The sequence below is a fragment of the Streptomyces sp. NPDC044719 genome (assembly GCF_056433405.1).
The window spans coordinates 550,563-567,903 of record NZ_JBWKHE010000001.1 but is presented as its reverse complement, the minus strand read 5'-3'; the positions used below and the strand labels follow the sequence as shown (position 1 = coordinate 567,903).

At 70.7% G+C, this 17,341-nt stretch carries 18 protein-coding genes; 7 read left to right on the top strand and 11 right to left on the bottom strand.

All coding sequences use genetic code 11. The features are described from left to right. Nucleotides 1–75: 75 nt before the first annotated feature. Both AC07DF_RS02705 and AC07DF_RS02700 read left to right on the top strand, forming a co-directional pair. The gene (locus AC07DF_RS02705) at nucleotides 76–660 is read left to right on the top strand and encodes a VanZ family protein (RefSeq protein WP_478966252.1); all 585 of its coding nucleotides are present in this window, start codon (nucleotides 76–78) and stop codon (nucleotides 658–660) included. A gap of 63 nt (nucleotides 661–723) precedes the next feature. Next, the gene (locus AC07DF_RS02700; RefSeq protein ID WP_193481686.1) at nucleotides 724–936 is read left to right on the top strand and encodes a PspC domain-containing protein; all 213 of its coding nucleotides are present in this window, start codon (nucleotides 724–726) and stop codon (nucleotides 934–936) included. Between the two features lie 85 nt (nucleotides 937–1,021). On the opposite strand, the gene AC07DF_RS02695 is transcribed toward AC07DF_RS02700, so the two are convergent. Beyond that, entirely contained in the window at nucleotides 1,022–1,348 is a 327-nt protein-coding gene (locus AC07DF_RS02695) for an ATP-binding protein (RefSeq protein ID WP_478966250.1), read from the bottom strand. Between the two features lie 142 nt (nucleotides 1,349–1,490). Continuing rightward, entirely contained in the window at nucleotides 1,491–2,648 is a 1,158-nt protein-coding gene (locus AC07DF_RS02690; protein WP_478966248.1) for an adenosine deaminase, read from the bottom strand. A 123-nt stretch (nucleotides 2,649–2,771) separates the two neighbouring features. Here AC07DF_RS02690 and AC07DF_RS02685 point away from each other — a divergent pair, with 123 nt between their 5' ends. Then, nucleotides 2,772–3,530, top strand: coding sequence for an alpha/beta hydrolase (locus AC07DF_RS02685; RefSeq protein ID WP_478966246.1), 759 nt, complete (start codon nucleotides 2,772–2,774; stop codon nucleotides 3,528–3,530). A 71-nt stretch (nucleotides 3,531–3,601) separates the two neighbouring features. Here the strand turns inward: AC07DF_RS02685 and AC07DF_RS02680 are convergent, their stop codons facing one another. Then, the gene (locus tag AC07DF_RS02680) at nucleotides 3,602–4,564 is read right to left on the bottom strand and encodes a LysR family transcriptional regulator (RefSeq protein ID WP_478966244.1); all 963 of its coding nucleotides are present in this window, start codon (nucleotides 4,562–4,564) and stop codon (nucleotides 3,602–3,604) included. 63 nt (nucleotides 4,565–4,627) lie between these two features. Between AC07DF_RS02680 and AC07DF_RS02675 the strand changes: the two genes are divergently transcribed. The 3 genes from AC07DF_RS02675 (at nucleotide 4,628) to AC07DF_RS02665 (ending at nucleotide 8,305) form a co-directional block, all read left to right on the top strand. Further along, a complete protein-coding gene (locus AC07DF_RS02675; RefSeq protein WP_478966242.1) occupies nucleotides 4,628–5,899 on the top strand; it encodes an MFS transporter in 1,272 nt (423 codons plus the stop codon). Nucleotides 5,900–5,999: 100 nt separating this feature from the next. Then, a complete protein-coding gene (dnaN, locus tag AC07DF_RS02670) occupies nucleotides 6,000–7,169 on the top strand; it encodes a DNA polymerase III subunit beta (RefSeq protein WP_478966240.1) in 1,170 nt (389 codons plus the stop codon). A gap of 119 nt (nucleotides 7,170–7,288) precedes the next feature. Further along, entirely contained in the window at nucleotides 7,289–8,305 is a 1,017-nt protein-coding gene (locus AC07DF_RS02665; protein WP_478966238.1) for a sigma-70 family RNA polymerase sigma factor, read from the top strand. Here the strand turns inward: AC07DF_RS02665 and AC07DF_RS02660 are convergent. Next, nucleotides 8,189–8,575 carry an STAS domain-containing protein gene (locus AC07DF_RS02660; RefSeq protein ID WP_478966236.1) on the bottom strand — a complete coding sequence of 129 codons (387 nt, stop codon included), beginning with the start codon at nucleotides 8,573–8,575 and terminating at the stop codon, nucleotides 8,189–8,191. The two genes, AC07DF_RS02665 and AC07DF_RS02660, sit on opposite strands and share 117 nt — an antisense overlap. A 136-nt stretch (nucleotides 8,576–8,711) precedes the next feature. Here AC07DF_RS02660 and AC07DF_RS02655 point away from each other — a divergent pair, with 136 nt between their 5' ends. Beyond that, complete coding sequence (locus AC07DF_RS02655) at nucleotides 8,712–9,638, top strand: AEC family transporter (RefSeq protein ID WP_478966234.1); 927 nt, start codon at nucleotides 8,712–8,714, stop codon at nucleotides 9,636–9,638. 1 nt (nucleotide 9,639) lies between these two features. Here the strand turns inward: AC07DF_RS02655 and AC07DF_RS02650 are convergent, their stop codons facing one another. The 7 genes from AC07DF_RS02650 to AC07DF_RS02620 all read right to left on the bottom strand — a co-directional run bounded on the left by AC07DF_RS02650 (nucleotide 9,640) and on the right by AC07DF_RS02620 (nucleotide 17,302). After that, nucleotides 9,640–10,233: a Uma2 family endonuclease gene (locus tag AC07DF_RS02650; protein WP_478966232.1), complete on the bottom strand. Its 594-nt coding sequence runs from the start codon at nucleotides 10,231–10,233 to the stop codon at nucleotides 9,640–9,642. Nucleotides 10,234–10,329: 96 nt separating this feature from the next. Continuing rightward, complete coding sequence (locus tag AC07DF_RS02645) at nucleotides 10,330–11,607, bottom strand: thymidine phosphorylase (RefSeq protein WP_478967563.1); 1,278 nt, start codon at nucleotides 11,605–11,607, stop codon at nucleotides 10,330–10,332. Between the two features lie 84 nt (nucleotides 11,608–11,691). Next, nucleotides 11,692–12,096, bottom strand: coding sequence for a cytidine deaminase (locus AC07DF_RS02640; protein WP_478966230.1), 405 nt, complete (start codon nucleotides 12,094–12,096; stop codon nucleotides 11,692–11,694). Next, nucleotides 12,093–13,358, bottom strand: coding sequence for an ABC transporter permease (locus AC07DF_RS02635; RefSeq protein ID WP_478966228.1), 1,266 nt, complete (start codon nucleotides 13,356–13,358; stop codon nucleotides 12,093–12,095). Before AC07DF_RS02635 ends, AC07DF_RS02640 begins: the two co-directional genes overlap by 4 nt. Next, nucleotides 13,355–14,476, bottom strand: coding sequence for an ABC transporter permease (locus AC07DF_RS02630; protein ID WP_478966226.1), 1,122 nt, complete (start codon nucleotides 14,474–14,476; stop codon nucleotides 13,355–13,357). Before AC07DF_RS02630 ends, AC07DF_RS02635 begins: the two co-directional genes overlap by 4 nt. Beyond that, on the bottom strand, nucleotides 14,476–16,041 hold the full coding sequence (locus AC07DF_RS02625; protein ID WP_478966224.1) for an ABC transporter ATP-binding protein: 1,566 nt from the start codon (nucleotides 16,039–16,041) through the stop codon (nucleotides 14,476–14,478). Before AC07DF_RS02625 ends, AC07DF_RS02630 begins: the two co-directional genes overlap by 1 nt. Nucleotides 16,042–16,252: 211 nt before the next feature. Continuing rightward, on the bottom strand, nucleotides 16,253–17,302 hold the full coding sequence (locus AC07DF_RS02620; protein ID WP_478966222.1) for a BMP family lipoprotein: 1,050 nt from the start codon (nucleotides 17,300–17,302) through the stop codon (nucleotides 16,253–16,255). Nucleotides 17,303–17,341 lie beyond the last annotated feature (39 nt).

The following is a 17,341-nucleotide window of genomic DNA, read 5'->3' as shown; positions in this document are numbered from 1 at the left end:
CTGTGGCGCACGCCTCACAGGCGTCCCTGGGGGCATCCCGGAACCGATCCTGCCGGAGGCCGCGTCTTGGGGGGCGTGCAGCGTCAAGGCTCCATCGGCGGCAGCGCCGAGTTCCGCATCCGTGTGACGGGAGGTGTCCTCCTCGTCGCACACCTCGCGTTCGTCGCCTGGTTCACGCTGCGGCCGCTGGAGGTGCCCTGGGTGATGCCCGCCAATCTGCGGCCGTTCGCCGGGATCCGGGCCGATCTCGCCCTGGGCTGGCCCGAGGCGGCCCGTCACATCGGAGAGAAGCTGGCCCTGCTCGCCCCGCTGGGCGTGCTGCTGCCGATGGCGAGCGGCAGGCTGGTCGTCTCGCCGCTGGCGTCCCTGCTGCGCACCGTCGCGGCCGGCGCGCTGCTGTCGCTGGGAATCGAGCTGTTGCAGACCGGCGTGCCCGGTCAGGTCGTGGATGTCGACTCACTGTTCCTGAACACCGCGGGCGTGGGCCTCGCGCACCTGGCGCTCGTCCCCGCGGGCCGCTCCTGGCTGCGCCGCCGCTCCACCGCGCCCCTGACCCGGGCGCCCCTGGCCCCGGAGGAGCCGGCTCAGGGTCGGACCCCGACGATTCCCAGGGTCGGGATCGCCCCGTGGAGCGACGCTTTGCCCCCTTCGTCTCCGTAGCGTGGAGTGCAGATGGGGTACTCGGACGAGAGACCTCGCACACCGACGCTGAAGGAGTCGCACATGTCCCGCCTCGCCCGCCCCACCAACGGCCGCATGATCGGCGGAGTGTGCGCCGCGCTGGCACGGCGCTTCGGCACCTCCACGACGACGATGCGGGTGATCTTCCTGGTCTCGTGCCTGCTGCCCGGCCCGCAGTTCCTGCTGTACATCGCGCTGTGGATCGTGCTGCCCTCGGAGGACAAGGTGCGGAACAAGGCCCAGACGGCCTGGTGACCGCCCGCCGCGGAAACGCCGATGGGGCGCACCCTGTGTCCAGGGGTGCGCCCCATCGGCGTGTGCGTCCGCACGGGCGGGAGGGTCAGGCGAGGGGAATGCCGTTCACCGGGAGCCCGCCGAGCAGCTTGGGAGCCGGGCCGTTCGGGCCCTTGGCGAGCAGCTGTCCGGCGACCGGCTGGGCGGAGGCGAGACCGGTGCCGGCCAGGCTCTGCCCCTGCCCCACCGCCTCACCCGAGCCCGCCGGCAGCGTCTGGGAGAGCTGCTCCGCCGGGAGCGCGTGGGTGACGCTCTCCAGCGCCTGGGTGGCGTCCGGGACGGCCGGGGCGGCGCCCGCGGCGCCCGCACCGGTGGCGGCGAAGGCGGCACCGAGAGCGGCGACACCGAGGGACTTGGCAGCAGACTGCTTCATGAAAACGCGTCCTCGCATTGGAATGACGGGGTGTGTGAGCGGTGCGGCGACCGTAATCACGCGGCGCCATCCGCCGCAAACATCGAAATGCGGACGGCTTGTGAACACCGTCCGCATTCCCTGTGTGCCGATTCCCCCGGGCTCAGCTCTCCGAATCCACAGAGCCGCTGGTCGAAGCGGTCTGCCGGAACAGCCATTCGGATTTCAGCTCGGCGTATCCCGGCTTGATCACGTCATTGATCATGGCCAGTCGTTCATCGAAAGGAATGAACGCTGATTTCATCGCATTGACTGAGAACCACTGCAGGTCGTCGAGCGTATAACCGAAAGCCTCGACAAGGTGCTCGAATTCCCGGCTCATGCTGGTGTAGGACATGAGGCGATTGTCCGTATTGACGGTTGCGCGGAAATGCAGCCGACGCAGCAGCCCGATGGGGTGTTCGGCGTACGACGACGCCGCCCCGGTCTGCAGGTTGGAGCTCGGGCACAGCTCCAGCGGGATGCGCTTGTCCCTGACGTACGAGGCGAGCCGCCCGAGTTCGACGCGGCCGTCCTCGTGGACCTGGATGTCGTCGATGATCCGTACGCCGTGCCCGAGCCGGTCGGCGCCGCACCACTGGAGGGCCTGCCAGATGGACGGCAGCCCGAAGGCCTCTCCGGCGTGGATGGTGAAGTGGTTGTTCTCGCGCTTCAGGTACTCGAAGGCGTCCAGGTGCCGGGTGGGCGGGTAACCGGCCTCGGCGCCCGCGATGTCGAACCCGACCACTCCCAGGTCCCGGTGGCGGTTGGCGAGTTCGGCGATCTCCAGGGCGCGGGCCGCGTGCCGCATGGCGGTCAGCAGGGCGCCGACGCGGATGCGGTGCCCGTTCTCCCCGGCGCGCCGCTCCCCTTCCCGGAAGCCCTCGTTGACGGCCTCGACCACCTCTTCGAGGCTCAGTCCGCCCTCCAGGTGCTGCTCGGGGGCGTAGCGCACCTCGGCGTAGACGACGCCGTCCTCGGCGAGGTCCTCGGCACACTCGGCGGCGACCCGGACCAGGGCGTCGCGGGACTGCATGACGCCGACGGTGTGGGAGAAGGTCTCCAGGTACCGCTCCAGGGAACCGGAGTCGGCGGCCTCGCGGAACCAGAGGCCGAGCTTCTCCGGGTCGGTCTCGGGGAGCTGGGTATAGCCGTTCTCGCGGGCGAGTTCGACGATCGTGGCGGGGCGCAGGCCGCCGTCGAGGTGGTCGTGCAGCAGAACCTTGGGCGCCCGGCGGATCTGGTCCGATGTCGGGGTGTTCGCGATGGTCTGGCTCGTCATTTCCGCACTCTAACTCCTACGCGCGTAGATGGCGCCTCTTCGGCTCCTTTACGTTTTCGTCGATACGTAACGGTGACCCCGGGGACGGGTCGAATACACCCGCGCTTCTGACACTGTTCTGTCATGGCACACCAAGCGACGCCGGTTCGCAGGGCCCGGCTGGGCAGGACACTCGGTCCGGGGCCGACGGCGGTGAGCGGCGTGGTACTGCTGCTGCCGGGCGGGGACGAGATCTCCGGCCGCAGACCGTCGCCCATGCTGGCGACCGCCTCCGTACGAGCCCTGGGGCGCCGGCTGGCCCGAGCGGGCCGGGAGGAGGGTCTGGCCGCGCACGTGGTGCACTACCGCTGCCGCGGCTGGAACGGCAGCGAGGCCAACCTCGCGGCGGACGCCGCCTGGGCGGCCGACGAGGTCGTACGGCGCTACGGGGACGTGCCCGTCTGCCTCGCGGGGACCGGGATGGGCGGCCGGGCCGGGCTGCGTGCGGGTGGGCACGAGGCCGTCAACTCCGTGCTGGCGCTGGCCCCCTGGCTGCCGGAGGACGATGTGGCGGCGCCACCCGAACCGGTGAAGCAGTTGGTGGGGCGGCAGGTGCTGATCGTGCACGGCACCAACGACGAGCGGACGGATCCCGAGTTGTCGTTCCGGCTGGCGGCGCGGGCGAAGAAGGCGAATCGGGATGTGTGCCGGTTCGAAGTGCATGCGGATGGGCACGGGTTGCATCAGTACCGGGACGAAGTGCTGGCGCTGGCCGAGGACTTCGTGATGGGGGCGGTGTACGGGCGGGCGGTGTCGCGGCCTGTGCGGGATGCGTTCGCGGCGCCGCCGCCGTTGGGGTTGCGGATGCCGTTGGCTGCGGGATTCAGTCCTTCGAGGCGGTAGCGCCGTTTGAGGTGCCTGTGGGTTTCGGGGCGCGGGTTGTGGTGGGTTGCTCGCGCAGTTCCCCGCGCCCCTCAAGTCGGCAGCAAACTGCCCCTTCGGGAGAGCAGGAACCTTTTGAAGGCTGCTACCGGTGGGGTGTCCGGGTGGCCTTCCAGCCAGGCCACGCCGATTTCGCGGACCGCGCGTGGTGCGGTCACCGTCAGTTCCACCACTCCTGGCCGGGGGACGGCCGGTGGGGGCAGGAGGGCTACTCCCAGGCCTGCTGCCACCAGGCCTCGGAGGGTTTCCGCCTCCTCTCCCTCGAAGGCGATGCGGGGCTTGAAGCCCGCCTCCTGGCACAGGTCGTCGGTGATGCGGCGCATGCCGTAGCCGGGTTCGAGGGTGACGAAGGTTTCGTCGGCCGCTTCCGCCAGGCGGATGCGGCGGCGGGTGGCGAGGGCGTGGTCGGCCGGGACGACCAGCCGGAGTTTCTGTTCGTCGAGGCGGCGGGCCACCAGGCCGGGGGCGTCGGGGACGGGTGACGTCAGGCACAGGTCGAGTTCGCCCGCGCGGAGGCGTTCGAGCATCGCCTCGCCGTAGTTCTGGACCAGGCTGAAGCGGACGCGGGGATGGTCGGCCCGGAAGGCCTGGAGGAGACCCGGGACCGTCTCGGCGCCCATGGTGTGCAGGAAGCCGAAGGCGACCTTGCCGGTGGCCGGGTCGGCGTCGGCCCGCACCTCCTCGGCGGCACGCTCGACCTCGGCCAGGGCGCGTTCGACGGAGGTGAGGAAGGTACGGCCGGCCGGGGTGAGGGAGACCGTACGGCCGTGGCGGGCGAAGAGGTCGACGCCCAGGTCCTGCTCCAAGCGGGCCATGGAACGGGAGAGGGTCGACTGCGGGACGTTCATCTCCTGGGCGGCGCGGGTGACGTGCTCGGTGCGGGCGACGCCGGCGAAGTACGCGAGGCGGGGCGCCAGCACCTTGGACATCTCTGCCATGTCTTCTGTGTCACTGGATGGTGACAGGCGAGCCGGTGAACTGGGTTGATGCACCATGGGAACGATTATCGCCGTTCCATGCATTGGACGGATCAGTGGGGGCGTACGTAATTTCGAAGCATGTCTCCCGCCAGTACCGGGGCGTCCACCACCGTGGGCGCCGATGTCTCTGTCCCTGCTTCCGACTCCCGTATGTCGCCGGGCGGGCCCGGCTACCGCCGGATGAGTTTCGCCCTCTTCCTCGCGGGTGTCGCGACCTTCGCGCTGCTGTACTCCACCCAGGCGCTGCTCCCGCTGATCTCCGGCGAGTTCGGGGTGGCGGCGAGCGACGCGAGCTGGACGGTGGCCGCCGCGACGGGCGGGCTGGCGCTGTTCGTACTGCCGATGAGCGCCCTGTCCGAGCGCTTCGGGCGGCGGGCGGTCATGACGGCGTCGCTGGCCGTGGCCGTCACGATCGGGCTGCTGGTGCCCCTCGCCCCGTCGCTGGGCGTGCTGGTCGCGCTGCGGGCGCTCCAGGGCGCGGCCCTGGCCGGGCTGCCCGCGTCGGCGACCGCCTACCTCGCGGAGGAGGTCAGCCCCAAGGCGCTGGTCACCGCGATCGGGCTGTTCGTCGCGGGCAACAGCGTCGGCGGGATGAGCGGCCGGGTCATCACCGGCTGGGTCGCGCAGGAGTGGGGCTGGCGGGTCGCCGTCGGTGTCATCGGCGCGATCGCCGTGGCGTGCGCGGTGGCCTTCCGGGCGCTGCTGCCCGCCCCGAAGCACTTCAAGACCGGCTCGCTGCGGCCGCGCGTCCTGGCCCGAACGGTCCGCGACCACCTGTCCAACCCGCTGCTGTGCCGGCTGTACGCGATCGGCGCCCTGTTCATGACGGTGTTCGGCGGCGTGTACACGGTCATCGGCTACCGCCTGACCGAGGCCCCGTTCTCGCTGCCCCAGGGCATCATCGGCTCGATCTTCCTGGTGTACCTCGTCGGTACGGTCTCGGCGTCGACGGCGGGCCGGCTGGTGGGCCGGATGGGCCGCCGGGGCGCGCTGTACGCGGCGGGCGGCACGACGGCCACGGGCCTGCTGCTGTCCCTGGCCGGGTCCCTGCCGCTGGTCCTGCTGGGCCTGGTCCTCATCACCGGCGGCTTCTTCGCGGGCCACGCGGTGGCCTCCTCGGCGGTCAGCAAGACGGCCACGACCGGCCGCGCGCAGGCGTCGGCGCTGTACCAGTCCGCCTACTACATCGGCTCCAGCGCGGGCAGCACGGTCGGCGCGATCGCCTTCCACGCCGGTGGCTGGGCCGGGACGGTCGGGGTCGGGCTGCTGGCGGTGCTCGGCGTCGTGACGATCACGGTGTTCGGCACGCGCGCGGCTCGGCTGCAGCGGCGGCTGACCACGGCCGCCTGACCGTACCTCCGGAGCGTTCCCCCTGGTCGGGGCCGGTTGTCAGTGGGCGCGGATAACGTCCGCGTCTGCTGACCACCGGACCGAGCAGGGGGGATTTTTCATGGAGTTCCGCATCGACCGCACGGCGTTCGCCGAGGCCGTGGGCCGGGCGGTACGGGCGCTGCCCGCGCGGACGCCGGTGCCGGTGCTCGGCGGACTGCTGCTGGAGGCGGACGCGGGACGGCTCGCCGTGACGGGGTTCGACTTCGAGGCGGCGGTACGGGTGGAGGCCGAGGCGGAGATCGCGGTGCCGGGGCAGGTGCTGGTCCTCGGGCGGCGGCTGCTGGAAGTCTGCCGGGTGCTGCCGGAGGGGCCGGTGAGCTGTGCGCTGGAGGCGTCGCGGTTCACGGTGGAGGCGGACGGTACGCGCTTCGGGCTCTCGACGCTGCCGCTCGCCGAGTACCCGGCCCTGCCGGTGGCGCCCGCGCCGTACGGCACGGTGGACGCCGCCGCGTTCGCGACCGCCGTCGCGCAGGTCGCGGTCGCCGCCGGACGCGACGACACGCTGCCGCTGCTGACGGGCGTCCAACTGCGCCTCGACGGCGGGGAGATGACGCTGTCCGCCTCGGATCGCTACCGCTACGCGGTGCGGCGGCTGGAGTGGAAGCCGGGGGCGGCGGCCGACGGGGTGGTGGGGGCCGCCGACGGGGTGGTGGAGGCCTTGCTGCCGTCGCGGCGGCTGCTGGACGTCACGCGGTCGCCGGTGCGCGGCGGGGACGTGCTCATCGGGTGGGATCCGGCCGGTGGCGGCGGGCTGATCGGCTTCGAGTGCGGGCCGACGCGGACGGCGCTGCGGCTCCTGGACGGGCGGCTGCCGGCCTACAAGTCGCTGTTCGACATGGCGGGGGCGGCGGTCGCCGAGGTGGAGTGCGAAGGGCTCGCGGAGGCCGTGCGGCGGGTCGCGGTGGTGGCGGAGGCGAACAGTCCGGTGCGGCTGGACTTCTCGGCCGAGGGGTCCGTCGTGCTGCGCGCGGGCTTCGGGGACGACGTGGCGGTCCAGCGACTGCCGGCCGTGCTGAGCGGCGCCGACGAGATGCCGGTGGCCTTCAACCCGGGCTATCTGCTGGACGCGCTGACGTCCTTCGAGAGTCCGCGGGTACGGCTGGAGCTGCTGGGGGCGGGGCAGCGGGCGCTGCTGCACGGCGTGCCGGACGGCGGCGGGGCGGGGGCGGGCACGGCGCGGGCCGGGACGCACCGGCATCTGCTGATGTCGGTGAAGCAGCTGGTCTGAAGGGCCCCTTCCACCTGCGCTTTCGCGCGCTCGGGGCGCCGTTGTCAGTGGGCTGCGGTAGCTTCCGAAGTGCTGGGCGCAATGGCGCGTGACAGAAATTCCACAGGGGTGGGTGGGCGATGACGAACGGCACGGCGACACCGACGGACCTGGACACCAGGCTGGAGGCACACCGGACGGAGCTGACCGGGTACTGCTACCGGATGCTCGGCTCCTCCTTCGAGGCCGAGGACGCGGTGCAGGACACGATGGTCCGCGCCTGGCGCAGCTACGACAAGTTCGAGGGCCGCTCCAGCCTCCGCTCCTGGCTCTACCGCATCGCGACGAACGTGTGCCTGGACATGCTGACCGCGGGCAACAAGCGCGCCCGGCCCATGGACCTCACCGAGTCCACCCCGCTCGCCCAGGCGGCCCTCGCCCCCCGACCGGACAACGTCTGGCTGGAGCCCATGCCGGACGCCCGTGTGCTGCCCACGACCGACGACCCGGCGGAGGCGGCGGTCGCCAAGGAGTCCGTGCGGCTCGCCTTCATGGCCACGCTGCAGCAGCTGCCGGCCAAGCAGCGGGCGGTGCTGATCCTGCGCGAGGTCCTGGCCTGGAAGGCCAGCGAGGTCGCCGAGCTGCTGGGCACCTCGGTGGCGTCGGTCAACAGCGCCCTCCAGCGGGCCCGGGCCACCCTGGCCGAGCGGCAGGAGCCGGGCGCCGACGCGGTCGTCTCCGACCCGCTGGACGAGGACCAGCAGAAGCTGCTGGACCGCTATGTGGCGGCCTTCGAGGGCTATGACATGACCGCGCTGACGGCGCTGCTGCACGAGGACGCGGTCATGACGATGCCGCCGTTCGACCTGTGGCTGACCGGCACCGAGGACATCACCGGCTTCATGACGACCCTGGGCGCGCCCTGCGCGGGCTCCCGGCTGGTGCCGGTCCAGGTCAACGGGCTGCCGGGGTTCGCCCAGTACAAGCCCGACCCGGAGGGCGGCGGCTTCATGCCGTGGGCGGTCCAGGTGCTGGAGATCTCAGACGGCCGGATCACCGGGTTCCACTGTTTCCTCGACACCAAGCGCTGGTTCCCGCTCTTCGACCTGCCCCTCCGTCTCGAAGCGGAGACCGACCAGGTCGAGCAGGGCGCCTAGGGCCGGGTCGGGGTCGCGGAGTCTGATCCGGCCTCCTGCCCTGCGGGCGGCGAGCTGGAGCCTGGCCAGCAGGTCGACGGTGGCGAGGCCCGGTGGCCCCAGGCCTCCGACATCGCACACCACGACCCGGGCACCGCTGGTGTGCAGCAGTGCCCGTACGTCGTCGCTCAGCCCTCTCACCTCGTCCCGGGTGACGGGGCCGGGCAGCACGAGTACGGGGGGTGTCATGGCGTCCACGATCGGTAGACCGGGCGGGCGGCTGTAACTCATCGCGACTGTCCGTCCTGTCGGCGCCGTCAAGATCACATTGACCGGGATACGGCCTTCCCCGGAGGGTTGGCTGTATGCCCCATGCACCTGCCCCTCCCCCGCTGCCCGATGTCCTCTTCGCCGGTGAGGGGGTCTCGTGCAGGGGGTGCTGAGCGGGTTCGCGGTCATCGCCGTGGTCATCGGGGTCGGCTACTTGATCGGCCGCCGGGGCTACCTGGGTGACGGGGGCCGCGAGGTCCTGACCAAGCTGGCCTTCCACGTGGCGTCCCCGGCGCTGCTCTTCACGACGCTCGCGCAGGCCGACCTGTCGGTGATCTTCTCCGACCGGCTGCTGGTCACGGCGATGAGCACGGCAGCGGCGGCGGGGGTCTTCGTGGCGGTGGGTGCCGCGCGCGGGTGGGGTGTGGGCCGGACGACGATCGGCGCGCTGTGCTCCAGCTACGTCAACTCGGGGAACCTCGGCATCCCGATCGCCGTGTACGTCCTGGGTGACGCGTCGCTGGTCGCGCCGGTGCTGCTGTTCCAGCTGGTCGCTGTCACGCCGGTGGCGCTGACGGTCCTGGACCTGGCGACCGTCGGAGAGGGGAACAAGCGCCCTCTGTGGCAGAGCCTGCTCACCCCACTGCGCAACCCGATTGCGCTGGGCTCCCTCGCCGGGGTGGCGGCGTCGGCGACCGGGCTCCACGTCCCGGGCCCGCTGATGGACCCCCTGACCCTGATCGGCAACATGTCCGTCCCGGCGGTTCTGCTGGCCTTCGGCATCTCCCTGCGCGGCAGCACGCTCCCCCTGCGCGGCGCGGAACGGGCCCCGGTGCTGCTGGCCGTCGCCCTCAAGGCCATCGCCCAGCCCCTGATCGCCTGGTCCCTGGCAGCGGGCGTCTTCGGCCTCCACGGAGCTTCCCTGCTCGACGTGGTGGTGACGTCCGCCCTGCCGGCGGCACAGAACCTGTTCACGTACGCGAGCAGCTACCGGGTGGGCGAGGTGCTGGCGAGGGAGGCGATTCTGTTGTCGACGGTGCTGGCGGTGCCGGTGCTTGTGGTGGTGGCGGCGTTGCTGGGGTGAGTCAGTTGTCGGGGAACTCGCGGGTGTCGAGCTCGAGGCCGAAGGGGTCGGGCAGCGTGATGCGATCTCCGAATTTGCCCTCATCCAGAACCCGGTAGACGTCCCCTCGCGGTTCGCCGTAGAGCGTAATGGCAGGACCTCCGGGGGCCCAGCCGTCGATGAGCAGGTACAGCGGAACACCGGCCTGGGCATAACCGGCGGCTTTCTTGATCCGGTCGTGGCTCGCATTCCCCTTGGACGTGATCTCGACAATGAGTTCTGCGGCAGCCGCTGGGATGAAGTGACCGCCCTCGTCACGCAGCACCTGCCTGGGGGCGACTGCGAGGTCGGGGATGTAGAGCCCGTCACGAGACGGGACCGCCGTACCCAGGGTCTGGTAGATGCCCCAGTGCCTGGGGATGACCTCGTACAGGACTCGCTGAACCAGGTCAGCGATGTCGTTGTGGGCATTGGACGGCGGTGGTGCCACGGTGACGATCCCCTCGATGATCTCCACCTTGCAGCCCTCGGGTGCGTCCGTCTCCTGCCAGATCCGAACGAGGTCGTCCCACTCGTGGCCGTTGGCAGCCGAGTGGTCGACGGTGAGTGCGCTCATGGCGGTTCTCCAATCAGTGCGTCACCGATCCCAGCATGCCGAACGGGACCGGCGGAGGTCCACCGATCCCGTTCCCCCGAAAGGGAATTCCCCTGGTCAGGCGATACGTTCCAGCACCACCGGCGACGCCGTGAAGTCAGTCCCCGGCGCGGCGATGTCGTACGAGCCCTCCACCGACTGCAGGGCGTACTCGAAGCGCTCAGGGGTGTCCGTGTGGAGGGTGAGGAGGGGCTGGCCCTCGGTCACCGTGTCGCCCGGCTTGGCATGCATCTCGACGCCGGCGCCGGCCTGCACCGGGTCCTCCTTGCGGGCGCGGCCCGCGCCGAGGCGCCAGGCGGCGATGCCGATGTCGTAGGCGTCGAGGCGGGTCAGGATGCCCGAGGCGGCCGCCTTGATGACGTGCTGCTCGCGGGCCACCGGCAGCTCCGCGTCCGGGTCGCCGCCCTGGGCCGTGATCATGCGGCGCCAGACGTCCATCGCGGAGCCGTCGGCCAGGGCCTTCGCCGGGTCGGCGTCCCGGATGCCCGCCGCGTCGAGCATTTCGCGGGCCAGCGCCAGAGTCAGTTCCACGACGTCCGCGGGGCCGCCGCCCGCCAGGACCTCCACCGACTCGCGGACCTCCAGGGCGTTGCCCGCGGTGAGGCCGAGCGGGGTCGACATGTCCGTGAGGAGCGCGACCGTCTTCACGCCGTGGTCCGTGCCGAGGCCCACCATGGTGGAGGCCAGTTCGCGGGCGTCCTCGACGGTCTTCATGAAGGCGCCCGTGCCGACCTTGACGTCCAGGACGAGCGAGCCCGTGCCCTCGGCGATCTTCTTGGACATGATCGAGGAGGCGATCAGGGGGATCGCCTCGACCGTGCCCGTGACGTCGCGGAGCGCGTAGAGCTTCTTGTCCGCGGGGGCCAGGCCGTCGCCCGCCGCGCAGATCACCGCGCCGGTGGTGTCCAGGACGTCCAGCATCTGCTCGTTGGAGAGCAGGGCCCGCCAGCCGGGGATGGACTCCAGCTTGTCCAGCGTGCCGCCGGTGTGGCCGAGGCCGCGGCCCGAGAGCTGGGGCACGGCGGCCCCGCAGGCGGCGACCAGGGGGGCCAGCGGGAGTGTGATCTTGTCGCCCACGCCGCCCGTGGAGTGCTTGTCGGCCGTCGGGCGGGACAGGGACGAGAAGTCCATGCGCTCGCCGGAGGCGATCATCGCGGCGGTCCAGCGGGCGATCTCACGGCGGTTCATGCCGTTGAGCAGGATGGCCATCGCGAGGGCCGACATCTGCTCGTCGGCCACCTCCCCGCGGGTGTACGCGTCGATGACCCAGTCGATCTGTTCATCGCTGAGCTCGCCGCGGTCCCGCTTGGTGCGGATGACGGAGATGGCGTCCATGGCCATGGCTTGGGCTTCCTTCCGAGGGTTCCAGAAGCCGTACGGCCCCTCCTGAGCGACTCGGAGGGGCCGTACGGGAAATGACTACTTGCTGAGGTGGCCGGGGCCGAAGGCCTGGGGCAGCATCTGAGACAGCGGCACGATGCCCGCCGGGGTCTCCAGCAGCAGGTCCGGGCCGCCGAACTCGTGCAGCAGCTGGCGGCAGCGGCCGCACGGGACGAGCGCGTCGCCGTCGCGGTCGACGCAGGTGAAGTGCGTCAGGCGGCCGCCGCCGGTGTTCTGCAGCTCCGACACCAGGCCGCACTCGGCGCACAGGCCGAGGCCGTACGAGGCGTTCTCGACGTTGCAGCCGGAGATGATCCGGCCGTCGTCGACCAGGGCGGCCACGCCCACCGGGTAGCCGGAGTACGGGGCGTACGCCCGGGACATGGCGTCCCGGGCCACCGCACGCAGCTTCTCCCAGTCGACGGCCGGGCCGCTGCCGGTCACTTGCCCTGTCCCTTCCGGTACGGCATGCCGTTCGCCTTCGGCATCCTCAGGCGCTGCGCGGACAGGGCGAGCACCACCAGGGTGATGACGTACGGCGTGGCGGAGACGACCTGGTTCGGGACCTCGTCGGTGGTCGCGTACCAGGCGAAGACCAGGCCGCCGACGATCAGGGTGATCGCGGCGTGGACGTACTTCTTGCGGACCACCAGCCAGATGGCGCCGATGAGCAGCAGGAGCGCGCCGAGCAGCAGCAGGGCGTGCACGTTGGCCGAGCCGCCGCGCAGGTTGAGGCTGTCGGTGTAGCCGAACAGGCCCGCGCCGATGGCGAGTCCGCCGGGCATCCAGTTGCCGAAGATCATCGCGGCGAGACCGATGTAGCCGCGGCCGCTGACCTGGCCCTCCAGGTAGAAGGGGTTGGCCACGATGGACAGGAAGGCACCGCCGAGGCCGGCCAGACCACCGGAGATGATCACGGCGATGTACTTGTACTTGTAGACGTTGACGCCGAGGGACTCGGCGGCGACCGGATTCTCACCGCAGGAGCGCAGCCGCAGGCCGAAGGCGGTGCGCCACAGGATCCACCAGGTGGCGGGGATCAGCGCGATGGCGATCAGGGTCAGCCAGGAGACGTTGGTGACCAGGCCGCCGAGCAGGCCGGCGATGTCCGAGATCAGGAACCAGCCGTGGGCGTTGAGGTCCCGCAGGGCGTCGGACAGCCCCGGCACCGTGAAGTTGCCGAGGGAGTCCACCGCCGGGGACTGCTTGGCGGAGCCGCCGGTGTGGCCCTCGAAGGCGAGGGGCGCGAGATAGCGGGTGGCGCCGAGGGCGAGGATGTTGATGGCCACACCGGAGACGATGTGGTTGACGTTGAAGGTGACGGTGACGAAGGCGTGCAGCAGGCCGCCGATCGCGCCGCCCGCGATGCCCACCAGGACACCGGTCCACGGGCCCCACTGGAATCCGGCCCAGGCGCCGAACCAGGTGCCGAGGATCATCATGCCCTCGAGGCCGATGTTGACGACGCCCGCGCGCTCGGCCCACAGGCCGCCGAGACCGGCGAGGCCGATCGGCACGGCGAGCTGGAGCGCGGTGGACATCTGGCTGACGTTGGTGATGCCGTCGGCGCCGGTGATGATGCGGACGATCGAGGTCAGCGCCAGGGCGCCGGCGATGATCAGCAGCAGGACGGGCCACGACAGGCGGCGGCCGGTCGGCGCCGCGGGCTGCAGCGTGGGCTGGTTGAGGTCGGTCACGGTGGTCATCGGCCAGCCACCTCCTTCGTGGTGTTGTGGGCGCCCAGGACGTGACCGGCGGCCAGTTCGGCGCCGACCCGGCGCTGCTGGCGGCGCAGGCCCCATTCGCGGACGGCCTCGTAGGAGACGACGACCGAGAGCACGATCAGGCCCTGCATGATGACCGCGATCTCCTTGTCGTAGCCGTGGAAGTCCAGTTCGGGCGAGGCCTTGTCGAGCCAGGCCCACAGCAGGGCGGCGAAGGCGATGCCGACCGGGCTGTTGCGGCCGAGCAGGGCGATGCCGATGCCCAGGAAGCCGATGCCGGTGGGGAAGTTCAGGCTGTAGGTGTGGGTGTCGCCGAGCAGGATCGGCAGACCGGCCAGGCCCGCGAGGCCGCCGGAGAGCAGCATGGCGGTCAGCACCATGCGCTTGGGGTCGACGCCGCTGGCCGCGGCCGCGGTCGAGGAGGCGCCGGAGGCACGCAGGTCGAAGCCGAAGCGGGTGCGGTTGAGGACGACCCAGTAGCCGATGCCGAGCAGTACGGCGAGCAGCACCAGGCCGTAGATCTCGCCGGCCGCGCCCATGCCGATGCCGGGGATCCAGCCGGACTCGTGCATCTCGCCCGTGGTGTTGTTGTTGCCGACCTTCACACCGAAGACGTCCGGCAGCCACAGGTAGGCGATCACGGAGGTGGCGATCGCGTTGAGCATGATCGTGGCGACGACCTCGCTGACCCCGCGGGTGACCTTGAGGACACCGGCGATGCCGGACCAGAAGGCGCCGGTGAGGACGGCGGTCAGGAGCAGCAGCGGGACCTGGAGGGCGGCCGACAGGTTCGCGTGGGCGCCGACGATGGCGGCCATCATGGCGGCGAGCTGGTACTGGCCGTCGACGCCGATGTTGAACAGGTTCATCCGGAAGCCGATGGCCACCGCGAGCGCCGCGATGTAGTACATCGACGCCTGGTTGATGATCAGCACCTGGATGTCCGAGAAGCCGAGCTGCTCAAACATCAGGGCGAACGGCTCGAAGGGGTTCTTGCCCGACGCGACCAGCACGATCGCGATCAGGACGAAGGCCACGGCGAGCGCGATGACCGGTCCGGCCACCGCGAGGAGCACGCGCTCCTTGTCGAACTTCTTCATCAGCGGGCCTCGTCTTCCCCAGACTCGGGAGACTTGCGGGTCTCGGGGGTCTCTTCGTGTTCCAGGTGGCCGGACGCGGCGCCGGTCATCGCCGAGCCGAGCTCCTCCGGCGTGATGCCGGCCGGGTCGGCGTCCGCGACGAGCCTGCCGTTGTAGATCACGCGCAGGGTGTCGGACAGGCCGATCAGCTCGTCGAGGTCGGCGGAGATCAGCAGCACGGCGAGGCCCTCGCGGCGGGCCTCGCGGATGAGGTCCCAGATGGCGGCCTGGGCACCGACGTCCACGCCCCGGGTGGGGTGCGCGGCGATCAGGAAGCGGGGCTTGTGGCTCATCTCGCGGCCGACGATCAGCTTCTGCTGGTTGCCGCCGGAGAGGGAGGCGGCGGTGACGTCGATGCCGGGGGTACGCACGTCGTACGCCTCGACGATGCGCCGGGTGTCCTCCTGGGCCGCCTTCGGGTCCAGCCAGACGCCCTTGGCGAGGGGCTTCTCGGTGACGTGGCCGAGGATGCGGTTCTCCCAGAGGGGGGCCTCCAGGAGGAGGCCGTGGCGGTGCCGGTCCTCGGGGATGTAGCCGATGCCCTGCTCGCGACGCCTGCGGGTGGGCCAGGCGGTGATCTCCTCGGCGGCGAGGGTGATCGTGCCGGAGTCGGCGTGCTTGAGGCCGATGAGCGCGTCGACCAGTTCGGTCTGGCCGTTGCCCTCGACGCCGGCGATGCCGAGGACCTCGCCCTCGTGGATGGTGAAGGTGATGTCGTCGAGGAGGGCCTTGCCGCCGGGGGTCTCGAGGCGGAGCTTGTCGACGGTGATGACCGGGCGGTCGGTGACCGTGGACTCGGCCGTCTCGGGCGTGGGCAGTTCGCTGCCCACCATCATCTCGGCGAGCTGCCGCGGCGTCGTCTCGGCGGGGACGGCCGTACCGACGGTGGTGCCGCGGCGGATGACGGTGATCTCGTCGGCGACGGAGAGCACTTCGCCGAGCTTGTGCGAGATGAAGATGACCGACAGGCCCTCGGACTTCAGTTCGCGCAGGTTGGCGAAGAGGGCGTCGACCTCCTGCGGTACCAGGACGGCCGTGGGCTCGTCGAGGATCAGCGTGGTGGCGCCGCGGTAGAGAACCTTGAGGATCTCCACGCGCTGGCGGGCGGCGACGCCGAGCTCCTCGACCAGGAGGTCGGGCTGGACGCCGAGGCCGTAGCGCTCGGAGAGGTCCTTGATCTTGCGACGGGCCTTGGCGCCGATGCCGTAGAGCTTCTCGCTGCCGAGCACCACGTTCTCGAGGACCGTGAGGTTGTCGGCGAGCATGAAGTGCTGGTGGACCATGCCGATGCCGCGGACGATGGCGTCGGCCGGCGACGAGAAGGCGACCTGCTCACCGTTGACGGCGATGGTGCCCTCGTCCGGCTTCTGCATGCCGTAGAGGATCTTCATCAGCGTCGACTTGCCGGCGCCGTTCTCGCCGACGAGGGCGTGGACGGTGCCCTTGCGGACGCTGAGGTGGATGTCGTGGTTGGCCACGACGCCGGGGAAACGCTTGGTGATCCCGGCGAGTTCGACGGCGGTCACCGATTCGTTGACCGCCGCTCCGGCCGGAGGGCTGCTGGACGCGTTGATAACGCACTCTCCTGGGGACGGGGGTCGTCTACGCGCGTAGCGCCCCTACGGCATACAAAGGGGCCGGCGTCCCGCGCCAACGGGGCGCGGGAACAGCCTCCCCGCACCCCGTTGAGCGGACGCGACCCCCCGGGGGTCACTGCCTGCTCGAGGCAGTAAGTCGTCAGCTGCTCTTGACCTTGATCTCGCCGCTGATGATCTTCTCCTTGGCCGTCTTGATGGCTTCCTGAAGCTCGGCGTCGTCCGCGAACTTCGGGTTGGAGTCCGAGAGGCTCACCTCGCCGGTCTTCAGATCGCCACGAACGATACCGGTCTCGGGCTTGCCGTCCTCGACCGACTTCGCAAGGTTGTACACCGCCTTGGCGACGTCCTTCATCGCCGAGGTCAGGATGGAGTCCTTGTACTTGGCGAGGGCGGCCTGCTCGTACTGGTCGGAGTCGACGCCGATCGCCCACACCTTCTTGGCGGCGGCGGCCTCGATCACGCCCTGACCGGACAGACCGGCGGCCGCGTAGACCACGTCGGCCTTCTTCTCGATCTGGCCCTCGGCGGCCGTCTTGCCCTTGTCGGGGCTGGCGAAGCCGCCCTCCTCGGCCGTCTGCGTCAGGTACTGCGAGAGCACCTTGACCTTCGGGTCGGTGTCCTTGACGCCCTGCGCGAAGCCCGCCTGGAACTTGTGGATCAGCGGGATGTCCACGCCGCCGACGAAACCGACGACCTTCGACTTGGTGCTCTTGGCGGCGGCGACACCGGCCAGGTAGGAGGCCTGCTCCTCGTTGAAGACCAGGTCGGCGACGTTCTTGGAGTTGATCGTGGCGTCGTCGACGATGCCGAAGGTGGTGTCCGGGAACTTCTCCGCGGCGCCCTTGACGGCCGAGGCGTACGCGTAGCCGACGCCGATGACCGGGTTGTGGCCCTGCTTCGCCAGCGAGACCAGACGCTGCTCCTTGTCGGCGTCGGTCTCACCCTCGGTGGGCTCCACGTCGGCCGTCTCGTAGCCGAACTCCTTCTGCGCCTTCTCCAGACCCGCGTACGCGGCGTCGTTGAAGGACTGGTCGCCCTTGCCGCCGACGTCGTACGCGATGGCGAGGCCCTTGTTCCCCTTCGAGTCCGACGACCCGGCAGAGGTCGAGGTGCTGCCGCAGGCGGAGAGTGCGAGGGCCAGGGAGGCGGTCGCTGCGCCTGCGACCGTGATCCGGGAAATCCGGCGCATGTGTGGGTGCTCCTGTCGTACTGGCGGGACCGGGGCGGC